Genomic DNA, 10,843 nt, shown 5'->3' with positions numbered 1-10,843 from the left:
AGATGTTCGACTGATCGTCGAACGATCGTTGAAACCGGAAACGGCGGGGGAGCGATCCCCCGCCGTTCTCGTATCTGCCGCTCGACCTCAGCCTACATCGTGAACCCGAACCGGGCATATTGCCGGTCGATCTGCGGGGCGACCCGGCGCGCCATCGTCAGGTCGGCGACCGCATCGGCATCGCGCTTCATCGCCCTCAGCACCGCCGCCCGCAGATAGCGGCTCCCGGCCATATCCGGCTCTGCCGCCAGCACCGCGTCGAGATCGGCCAGCGCCTCGGGATAGCGGCCCATCCGGTACCAGACCATCGCCCGGCTATCGAGCGCGGCCAGCGTGCTGTCGCCCAGTTCGATCGCGCTGGTGCAGTCCTTCAGCGCGGTATCGAGCATCACCGACCGCGTGCCCTTGATCCAGCAGCGCCCGTTCAGCAGGTTGGGCGATCCCGGCTTTTCGGCGATCATCGCGTCGTACAGCTTCACCGCCTCCGCCGCATCGCCGAACTCGCCGATCAACGCCGCCTTGTCCTGCCGCGCCGAGCGCTTCTGCTCCCCGCCCAGCGCGATCCGTTGATCGAGCAGCGCGACCCCGCCGGGCAGGTCGCCATTCTCCGCCTTCAACCACGCCAGCCGTGCCGTGGCCCCCTGGTTCGACGGATCGAGTTGCCGCGCGCGTTCGGCGTCCGCCAAAGCCTTTGCCCGGTCGCCCAGCATGTCCTGCACATAGGCGCGTTGGAGATACAACTCGATACTGGGTTCCTTGGCGATCACACGGTCGAGATCGGGCAGCGCCGCGCGGTAATTCCCCACACCGGTCTCGAAACTGGCGCGGCTCTGATAGCCGCTCATCTCGTCCGGATCGTCGGCGATCGCCTTGGCATAGACGGCGCGGATCGCCTTGATCTGGCTCGACTGCGCCATCGCCACGCTATTCAGCGTCCAACGACGCGGCGTATCGACCGGTGCGACCAGGTGCGGGATATTAGCCGCTGCCGTCGCCACGGCGTCGCGTTCGGTGGCGATCTGCGCCGCCGGTACTTCGACGCCCAGCGCATCCATCCGCTCGTCGCTCGTCAACACGCCATTCGCCAGTCGCGTCGTCCGCTTGATGGCGTAGCCCGCCAACCGCTGATCCGCATCGGCAACACCATCCAAGGTGAAACCACGTCCGGCATCGGGCAGCTTGATGCGTAACCGCCGTTCGACCCCGAACACCGGCGGAGCGACGACCGGAATGCTGGTCCAATCCGGCCGGCTACGATCCGAGGAGAATCGCAGGTCGCTCTGCAGCCCACCCAGTGCCCGCTTTCGCCGCCGATCCTCCATGCCCCATTTCGTTCCGATCACGCCCTTCGCGCGCAGGACGACGTCACCGGTCACTGGGTCGACCGTGATGGTGCCATCGGCGAACTGCCCCTCGCCGACCGCATTCTGCAGGATGCCGGAGATCAACTCGCGCTGCTCTTTCGGGCCGATCTGGCTCTTGGCTGCGCGCAACTGTGCCGCCATTGCGCCGTGCGCGGTGAAAGCAACATCGACCGCGCTGGGCAGGTCGACCGCGCCGCTTTCGTCCGCATCGATGACGACGCTCGATATGGGACGCGCGCTTGCATGGGTCTGGACCTTGAACGGATCGGCCCCGGCAGCCCGCAGCGGCAGGACATAGCCGACACCCGGCGTGTCGTGGATATCGGCCATCCGCGCATTGCTGCCCGTCCCGTCCAGCCACAGCGTCTCGCCACCCACAGTCGCGCGCACGAACACATGGTTGAATGCAGCAGCACTCGGCAACCGTTCGGGCACGAAGTCGCCCATGCCGACGCTGGCGATCACCGGCTCCGCCTCGATCCCCATCGTGTGCAGCATGGCGAGCAGCAGCAGCGTCTTCGCCTTGCAGTCGCCATAGCGAACTTCCCACGTCTTTGCCGGGGCTTGCGGAACATAATTCCCACCGTCCATCCCCACCGCCAGATAGCGGATCTTGTCCTGCACCACCTCCAGCGCGCGTTGGGCGCGACCGATCGGCGTCGTCTCCGTCTTCATGATCGTCGCGACTTCGCCCGCGATCGGGCTGCCGGCGCCGATCAGCCCGTCAGTCCTGTAGAGGGTCGCGAACGTCTTCGACACATCGGCCCAGTCGGCAAAGCTGGCCACCTCCATCAGCGGCGGATGGCGGAAGCGCGACGGCGCGTCCTCGGGCATATCCCTCGGCTTGGCGAGCGGCAGGGGAAAGCTCAGTTCGGTGAAGTCGCCCTTGGTCACCGGCGTCGCCTGTACGCCGTCGGCCAGGAACTTCCACTTCGGCTGGCTCTCCTTCGGCCAGCTATAGCGCACCCGCCCTGCGCCGATCCGCATCGGTGCCGCCACCAGCGGGATGACATCCTGCACCCGACCGCCCAGCGCACCATCACGTCCGGTGACCGAAAACCGCATGTCGAGGATATCGCCGACCTCCAGCCCCTCGACCGCCATCGTCGCCGTCAGGATGCCGGTCAGCTCGCGCTGCTCCAGCGCCTGTTCGCGCCGCAGCACGACGAACTTCTGCCCCTTCGCCAGCAGATCGATCCGCTGATCACCGCGCAGGATAGTCAGGCCGTGGACGATCAGGTCACCCTTGTCCGGCGCCCAGGGCAGCGTCAGCGTCGCCGCCTGCGACAGCATCTCGCTGCTGGCGATCCGCGTCTGCTGATGGACATAGGACCATAGCCTATCGCCCTCGATCCGCTTCTGGAAATCGAGCAGCACGATCGGCGGAAATTCCTCCGCCGCCCCCGCCGGCACCGGTGGCGGAGCGACGATCCAAGCCGGCGCCGGTTGATAGAGCGGCGTATCGCTGGCCCATGCCAATGCCGGAACACACACCGCTGCCATTGCGGCAGCACGAGCCATGACCAAACGCTTCACGCGATCCCCCTTGTCCCCGGCCCCCGCCGGTATCCCAAGGTCTATCGCAGTGTCGTGACTTGTCGAGTGGGGATCGGGTGCAGATTCGAAGGAGATCAGGCGAACAGCCGCGCCGCGCTCCGCTCCAGCATCACCAATTGCCACAGCGTCCGGCCATGCTCGGCCCGCCCGGCACGGTGGTCGGCGACGATGCGTTCGATCGCATGCAGGTCGAACCAGCTCGCCAGCACCGGGGAGCGCGTCAGCGCCGCCGCCTCATCGGCCAGTGCCCCGCGAAACCACGCGCTGACCGGCGTCACGAACCCCATTTTCGGGCGGTAGAGGCTGTCGCGCGGTAGCCATGGCTCAAGGGACTTCTTCATGAGCCATTTGCCCTCGCCCCGCCGCAGCCGCAGTTTCGGCGGCAGGGTCGCGCAGAACTCGATCAGCCGGTGGTCGAGCAACGGCTCGCGCGCCTCCAGCCCCACCGCCATGCTGGTCCGGTCGACCTTGGTCAGGATATCGCCAGGCAGCCAGTGCTTGAAATCGGCATATTGCGCCCGATCCAGCGCATCGCGCGCCGGTGCCTGTCGCATCGCCGCGACATAGCGGTCCTCGCCGCGATGCCCGCCCAGTTGCCGCGCCATGGCGGGCGTGTAAAGCGCCTGCCGCACGGCGCACGTCGTCACCCCGACCGCCCCGGCATAGGCTTCGTTGCCATCCTGCGCCAGGGCGAGCAGCGTCGTCTTGGCCCGGAACGCGCGCGGCGCCCAGTCGGCCTTGGGATAGACATCGCCCAGCGCCCCGAACACCGGCTCGCGAAACCCCGGCGGCAACAGCCCGCGCACCCGTTCCTCGGCGGCATGAAATTTGTACCGCCGATACCCGGCCAGCGCCTCGTCCGCGCCATCGCCCGACAGCGCCACCGTCACCCGCTCGCGTGCCAGCGCACATACGCGGTAGGTCGCCAGCGCCGACGCATCGGCAAAGGGTTCGTCGAACGCCGCGACCAGCGTATCGATCAGCGCGAAATCGTCCGACTGCACCGTCCGCACCGCATGGTCGGTCGCAAAGCGCGTGGCGATGACGGCGGCAGGTCCGCGTTCGTCATGCCCCGCCTCGTCGAAGCCGATTGTGCAGGTCTGGACCGGCGCCTTGCTCGCCTCGGCCATCAGCGCGACGACCGCAGACGAATCGACCCCACCCGACAGGAACGCGCCGAGCGGCACGTCGGCGACCATCCGCGACCGCACCCCCTCACGCATCCGCTCGACCAGTTCGGCCTCAAGGTCGCGGGCGCTGCCCTTCGCGCGCTTCGAAAAGTCGATATCCCACCACCGCACCGGCGGCGACACCGCCCGCCCGCGCTGCAAGAGCAGGAAGTGCCCGGCCGGCAGCTTGCGCACGCCAGCGACGATACAGGCGTCATCGGGCACATAGCCAAGCGTCATGTAATCCTCGATCGCGCGTAGATCGGGGGTCCGCCGGACCAGGGGATGCGCCAGCAACCCCTTCAGTTCGGACGCGAACGCCACCGCGCCATCGGCCAGTTCGACATAATGAAGCGGCTTCACCCCCATCCGGTCGCGCGCGAGAAACAGCGACTGCCGATCGGCGTCGTGGATCGCGAACGCGAACATACCGTTCAGCCGCGCCAGCATGTCCGGCCCCCATGCCATCCAGGCGTGCAGCAGCACCTCGGTATCGCCCTGCGTCCGGAACACCGCGCCCTTCGCGATCAGTTCGGCACGCAGTTCGGCAAAGTTGTAGATTTCGCCGTTATAGGTGACGACGATCCGCTCGCCGGGCAGCGCCATGGGCTGCGGACTGCCCGCCACGTCGATGATCGACAGCCGCCGATGACCAAGCCCGACGCCCAGTGCCGTCCACACCCCCGACCCGTCTGGTCCGCGATGCGCCTGCGCATCGGTCATCGCCACGATCCGCGCCGGATCGACCGGTTTCGGGCTGGCGGGATAGAAGATGCCGGCAATACCGCACATGGTCAGTTCGCTCCGGCCGCGCGATCGGCGATTGCCTCGACCGGTCCGGCCGCACGCAGGAAGTCGGCGATGACCGCGCGCGGATCGCCCACGCCCTTTTCCGCCGATATCAGCACCGCCACACCGCGTTGCCGCCCACCCAGCAGGCGCGCCTTCAGCGTTTCCAGCTTCACCCGATCCTCGCTACCGGTGGTGACCGATCCGATGCGATACCATGTCGCCACTTCCCGCTCGATCGGGCCGGGTGCCGCCATCCGCAGCGCCGTACCGCCGTCGATTGGCGGAGTATCGGCTACGCGAACCCAGCGGTCATTTTCACGGATCGGTCCCTGCCCGAATCCGACCAGCTCATGGCCCTCGCCCTGCGCGGCATAGACGGCGATCGCCACATCGACGCTGCGTCCGTGAGCATCGCCATAGCGGCCGATAACGAAATGGTCGGCACCCGGATAATTCGGCACCCATGGCTCACCGGTAATGGCGATCCGCTGCCACCCGGGCACGCTCGGCAATTCGATCCGGGCCAGCAACGTATCGACGCGGCTGTCGATCACCCACCCCCATGCGGCAAAGGCCACCGCGATGCCCAGCACCGCACCCGCCGCCATCGACCGGTCGGCAACGCGCATCGGCATCGCCTGCACCCGCGCGACGTCGAACCACGGCGTATCGGGATCGCGGTCGAACCAGCGCCACCCGATTGCCAGCACGCCGGCCATGGTCAGCGCGAAGAACACCCAGCCATAGACGATATGGTCGAACCCCGTCGCCGCCTCGACCGAGGTCAGATGCGCGGCATAGATCGTCCCCGCCGCGCGCACGCCATTGGCCAGCACCGGCACCACCAGCGCCAGCGCCATGAACGCCGCCCGCCGGCCCCATGCGACGTAACAGACATTGGCGACCAGCGCGCCGTAGGCGATCATCGCGATCACGAACTTCGCCCCCGAACACGCCTCTGCCACCTCGAAATAGCCGTTCGGGATGGTGATGAGCACCCCGTCGACGCTAGCCGGGACACCGAGCGCGTGCAGGATCGGCATCGTCAGCGCGACCGTGACCGATTGCAGCCACGGCTCCATGAAATCGCCGAACGGCACCAGAAAGAACATGTACGCCAGCGGAAACAACAACCCCCGCGCAACACGCGGCCCGAGCAGCGTCACCACCGCCCCCTGCAACAGCATCACCAGCCCGACATGCCGGAACAGCGCCACCGCCGCCGCCTCCCCGACCAGCCAGCCGAAACCACCTGCGACGACGATCGCCAGCCCCGGCCACCACGCGCCCGGCTGCAACGCCAGCACTTCGCGCCGGCGCTGCCATACCAGCCAGCCGATGATCGGCGGCACGAACAGGCAATGGCCGTAGGTCGTCGAATTCCACCAGATCTCGACCACATCGCCAACGTCACGCCGAAAGATCAGCAGCAGCGCCGTCCAGATCCCGCCGAGCGCGATCAACGACCGCCGCCATTCGGGCGTCAGCGATTGCGCCGGACGATCGAGCGCGAGGCTGCTCACAGCCCCATCAATCCAGCGAGCGGGGCCAGTCGCGCGTCCCAGCCATAGCGTGCGATCGTCCGCGCCCGTGCCGCCTGTCCAAGCGTATGCGCAACGTCAGGATTTTCCAGCAACCCTATGATTTCAGACACAAAAGCGTCAGCATCCCCGGCAATCCGGATCGATCCGTCATGGTCGATCCCCTCCGCCGCCGCCGTAGAGGCGACGACCGGTCGCGCCATCGCCATCGCCTCCAGCACCTTGTTCTGTACCCCCCGCGCCAGCAGGAGCGGCGCGACGACGACATCCGCCGCCGCGATCCATCCGCGCACATCGGCGACCTCACCGGTTACGATCACCCGCTCACCCGCCAGCGCCCGCACCGCCGCCGTGGGGCTGCGCCCGACGATGGCGAACCGCCCCGGTACGCGTGGCAGCACTTCCTGGACGAACCAGCGCACCGCATCGATGTTCGGTCGGTAATCCATCTGGCCGGTGAACACGATCAGCGACCCCGCCTCGGCCACCGGCGTCACGGCTGCCGGATCGAAGAAACCGGTGTCGATCCCGTTCTCGACCGCCTGCGCCCGCCCGCCGAACAACGCTGCCTCCGCCGCACTCACGAACAAGGTCGCCTCCGCCCGCGCCGCCACCGCCCGCTCGAACGCCCCCAGCAACCGCGCCTCGCGCCGCATCATCCAACGCATCGGCCCGCGCGCATCCTCGGCATAGGCGGCGAACTTCGCCGAATCGAGGTCGACGAAATCCATCACGAACCGCGCATCGGCGGGGAGATACTGCGCCATCTGCCCCGAATAGACATAGATCGCGTCATGGCGGCGCTCACCCAGCAACCGCGTCACCGCCGACCGCATGTCCGGATGATCAAACGCCGCCAGCGACACCGGTCGCCCGCTCGCCAGCGCCTCGACCGCCGCCCGTGCATTGCCCTTGGTCCGTGGCACCGTCACCACACTCGCGCACCATTGCTTCACCGTCGCATCATGCCCCAGATCGCGCGGGTCGTCGGCAAAGGTTGCCAGATGCACCCGCCCCAGCGTCGACAAATGCCGCATTACATGATAGCTACGCACCTTGTCGCCGCGATCGGGGGGATAGGGGACGCGGTGGGCAAGGAACAGGATGTCGCTCACCCCAGCCCCTTCGCGATCCACGGCCCGACCCGGTTCGACACCGCCAACGGCAGCTTCTGCCACGCCGCGATCTTCAGCCGGTATTTGGGGTTGAGCGGACTGGCGTCGCGCGGTGCGGCACCATCGGCGGTCCAGGTCGGATAGCCGAGCGGCTCGCCGACGAACCCCCAATTCTTCTTGTACGCCGCCGGCCCGGTTCCGACCTTCGACCGTCCGAAATCGAACCGCTCGCAGCCGCGCCGCCGCGCATGGCGCATCAGTTCGAAATACATCCGTTCATTGGCGCGCAGCCCCCGCGCCTCGGCCGTGCCGCCACCCCAATAGGGATAGACCGTCCCCCGCCAATAGATCGACAGCACGCTCGCCACCGCCCGCCCTGCATGGCGGATGGTCAGCACATCGGCATCATCGCCGAACGCCGCCACGACCTCACGGAACAGCGACCTAGGAAAGACCGGCGTGCCCAGATTGCGCACCGACGTCCCATACACCCGGAAATGCTCGGCCAGTGCCGCCGCGTCGTGCCCGATCGCGACCTCGAACGGTGCGGCCAGCGCCTTGCGCACATCGGCCCGCTGCTTGCGCGGGATCGCCAGCAATTCCGCGTCGTCGTCCGCCGCCAACGGCCGCATGAACCCCACATAACGTGTGTCGTCGAAGGTCCAACCCGGCGCATCGATCGCCGCCCCGCCGCGCATCTCGATCGTCGGACAGCCAAGCTCGCGCGCGACGCCCACCGCCGCCTCGGCCAGCATCCGCGCCGCCGCCCCATCGCCCAACACGCCGCCACCGACCCCGAACCCGGTCGACACCAAAGCCGCGCCGAACAACGGCGAGCGTACCTGCGTCAGCGGCACCAGCCCGACCAGCGCCCCCGCCTCCTCGGCCAGAAGCATCCGATACGCCTGCCCGCACCCCCCCGCCGTAGCCTCGCCCCAGACCGGCAGGTGGAACGGTGTACCGTCCGCCCGCCCCTCGACAAACGCCACGATCCGCGCGCGTTCGGCGACGTCGCCCAAGTCCGCCCGCCGAACCCGAAAACTCACAGCGCGACCGCACGCTCGGCGACGATCGCATCGGCCCGGCCCCAGTCGTGCCGCACCATCAGCCGCTCCAGCTTCCCCGCCATCGCCCCAAGCCGCGAATAATGGCGCAGCTTCGACTTGAACGGTGCATTCGCCACCCGCGGCTGCCCCGGATCGATCTCCCACGGATGGAAATAGAACATGGCCGGATGCGCCTCGACCCGGTTGCTGCGCACCACCGCGTCCTCGACCACCCGGTTCGGCAGCAGCCGGAAAAACCCGCCCCCCGCCGACACATCGCGCCCCAGCACCTTCGCCAGCGTGATCGGCCATTCGATCAGTTGGTTGCCCGCGACCGGCCGGTACAGCCCGCGCGGCGCCTCCGCCCAGCCATAATGATCGTGGCGAAGCGGTGCGACCGACGACGAATAACGATAGCCCGCATCGGCCAGCACGCCATGCGCCCATGGCGTCCGCGCATCGATCGAGAAGCTCGGTGCGCGATACCCGGTCACCGCCTGCCCGCCGGCATCCTCCAGCGCCGTCCGCGCCTGCGCCAGATCGTCGCGAAACTGTTCCGCCGTCATCGTGAAGACGCGCTTGTGGTCCCAGCCATGGCTCGCCAGTTCATGCCCGCCGGCCACGATTCGCTGCATCAGCGCCGGAAACCGATCCGCGACCCAGCCGAGCGTGAAGAACGTCGCGCTCACCCCGGCGGCGGCGAACAGGTCGAGCACCGCGTCAGTATTTGCCTCGACCCGGTGTTCCAGCCCGTCCCAGTCGCGCCGGTCGATGACCGTTTCGAACGCGCCGACCTGAAACCAGTCCTCGACGTCGACCGACATCGCATTGCGCATCGGGGTAACTCAGCCGGCGACGCGCACGGACGTCAGGTCGGGCCGGCGCTGTTCGCCCTCGACCCAGTCGACCAGCAGCGTCAGCACCCGGCGCAGCGCCAGATCCTGCTGCTCCAGCCGCGCTTCGAGCGATTCGATCCGCGCCAGCAGCGCCTCGGTATCGGCGACCGGCGGTGCCGGACGCTGCCCGCTCTCGACCACCGACAAATGGATCGGACGCGGCGGCATCGGCCGCAGCTCGGCATCGCCGAACGCCGCCGGCTCGTCCGCCTCGGCATCGCCCGCGCGGCTGCCCAGCCCGTCCTTGTCCAGATCGGCGATGACATTGTCGACGTCGAGCGCGCCGAACCGGTCGATCCCCTCGATCGCGCCGAACAACAGCACCCGGCTGGCCAACTGGTTCAACCGGCGTGGAATCCCGCCCGACCAGCGATGCAGCGACTCCAGCGCGTCGGGCGAGAAACTGGGACTGCCGCTCCATCCGACCACGCGCAGCCGGTGTTCCAGATACGGTCCGACCTCCTCGACCTCCATCGGGTCGAGGTGATGCATCGCGATCACCCTCTGGCGCAGCTGCTCCAGACGGTCCGACCCATGCAGCCGCTGGCGGAATTCAGGCTGGCCGAGCAGGAAGATCTGCAACAGCGCATAGCCGCCCGCCTGGAAATTCGACAGCATCCGCAATTCTTCGATCGATCCGACCGGCAGCGATTGCGCTTCGTCGATCACCAGCAGCGTCCGCCGCCCCGACCGCGCAACATTGTGCAGCCCGCGCTCGATCCCGCTCAGCAACTGCGCCTTGGTCAGCCCGTCATGATCGACGTCGAGGCCGGCGGCGACCAGCCGCAACAGGTCGTCGGCCTCGATCTGGGTCGTGACGATCCGGATGACGTTCAGCCGCGCGGAATCGATCGTCCGCATCAGATGGCCGAGCAGCGTCGTCTTGCCGGTACCGGGTTCGCCGGTAATGACGATGAAGCCCTCGCCCTGGCTCAACCCATAGCCGAGATACGCCATCGCCTTGCGATGCGTCGCGGTATCGAACCAGAACGCCGGATCGGGCGTCAGCTGGAACGGGCGACCGGTCAGGCCATAGTGATCGTCGTACATCAACATCTCCGTTGGGAGCTGTATAACCCCCGATCGGTTTATTCTTCTTAAAATTTCGCGGTGGGGCGTATGCGTCCGCCACAAATGCACCGCAAGCGGCTGAAGATGGCGGGATACTCCATTAGTCTCCCCGCCGAGGCGGGGTTCATACACCCAGCGTCGCCGAAGCGTTACGAACATCGGCGGATATGGATTCCCGCCTGCGCGGGAATGACGCGAAGCGGGCGGACGTGCGGGGCGGTACCCGGCAACCTCTGCCGGATCGACATTCACGCGAAACGCAACGAAATTGCTCCCCTCCCTGGAAGGGAGG

The 10,843-nt window shown here is 67.6% G+C and carries 7 protein-coding genes; all 7 read right to left on the bottom strand.

Going from position 1 to position 10,843, the window contains the following annotated elements:
* Positions 1-92: 92 nt before the first annotated feature.
* The 7 genes from ASE59_RS02570 to ASE59_RS02540 all read right to left on the bottom strand — a co-directional run bounded on the left by ASE59_RS02570 (position 93) and on the right by ASE59_RS02540 (position 10,530).
* On the bottom strand, positions 93-2,900 hold the full coding sequence (locus tag ASE59_RS02570) for a DUF3857 domain-containing protein (protein ID WP_321163212.1): 2,808 nt from the start codon (positions 2,898-2,900) through the stop codon (positions 93-95).
* Positions 2,901-2,995: 95 nt separating this feature from the next.
* Complete coding sequence (locus ASE59_RS02565) at positions 2,996-4,882, bottom strand: XrtA/PEP-CTERM system amidotransferase (protein ID WP_056451649.1); 1,887 nt, start codon at positions 4,880-4,882, stop codon at positions 2,996-2,998.
* A gap of 2 nt (positions 4,883-4,884) precedes the next feature.
* Complete coding sequence (gene xrtA / locus ASE59_RS02560; RefSeq protein ID WP_056451647.1) at positions 4,885-6,405, bottom strand: exosortase A; 1,521 nt, start codon at positions 6,403-6,405, stop codon at positions 4,885-4,887.
* A complete protein-coding gene (locus ASE59_RS02555; protein ID WP_056451646.1) occupies positions 6,402-7,538 on the bottom strand; it encodes a TIGR03087 family PEP-CTERM/XrtA system glycosyltransferase in 1,137 nt (378 codons plus the stop codon). The genes xrtA and ASE59_RS02555 overlap by 4 nt, the downstream gene beginning before the upstream one ends.
* A complete protein-coding gene (locus ASE59_RS02550) occupies positions 7,535-8,584 on the bottom strand; it encodes a FemAB family XrtA/PEP-CTERM system-associated protein (RefSeq protein WP_056451643.1) in 1,050 nt (349 codons plus the stop codon). The genes ASE59_RS02555 and ASE59_RS02550 overlap by 4 nt, the downstream gene beginning before the upstream one ends.
* Positions 8,581-9,420, bottom strand: a complete 840-nt coding sequence (locus tag ASE59_RS02545) for an XrtA system polysaccharide deacetylase (RefSeq protein WP_056451641.1) — start codon at positions 9,418-9,420, stop codon at positions 8,581-8,583. Before ASE59_RS02545 ends, ASE59_RS02550 begins: the two co-directional genes overlap by 4 nt.
* Before the next feature lie 9 nt (positions 9,421-9,429).
* The gene (locus ASE59_RS02540; protein ID WP_056452755.1) at positions 9,430-10,530 is read right to left on the bottom strand and encodes an ExeA family protein; all 1,101 of its coding nucleotides are present in this window, start codon (positions 10,528-10,530) and stop codon (positions 9,430-9,432) included.
* Positions 10,531-10,843: the final 313 nt, after the last annotated feature.

The organism is Sphingomonas sp. Leaf10 (assembly GCF_001421245.1).
Lineage (GTDB): Bacteria > Pseudomonadota > Alphaproteobacteria > Sphingomonadales > Sphingomonadaceae > Sphingomonas.
Note: the sequence above shows the minus strand (reverse complement) of the source record. Positions and strands in the feature narration are given on the sequence as shown.

Bases quoted from the DNA above. Each gene is read 5' to 3' on its own strand.
- ASE59_RS02565 (WP_056451649.1), bottom strand. From the start codon at position 4,882: ATGTGCGGTATTGCCGGCATCTTCTATCCCGCCAGCCCGAAACCGGTC.
- ASE59_RS02545 (WP_056451641.1), bottom strand. From the start codon at position 9,420: ATGCGCAATGCGATGTCGGTCGACGTCGAGGACTGGTTTCAGGTCGGC.
- ASE59_RS02540 (WP_056452755.1), bottom strand. From the start codon at position 10,530: ATGTACGACGATCACTATGGCCTGACCGGTCGCCCGTTCCAGCTGACG.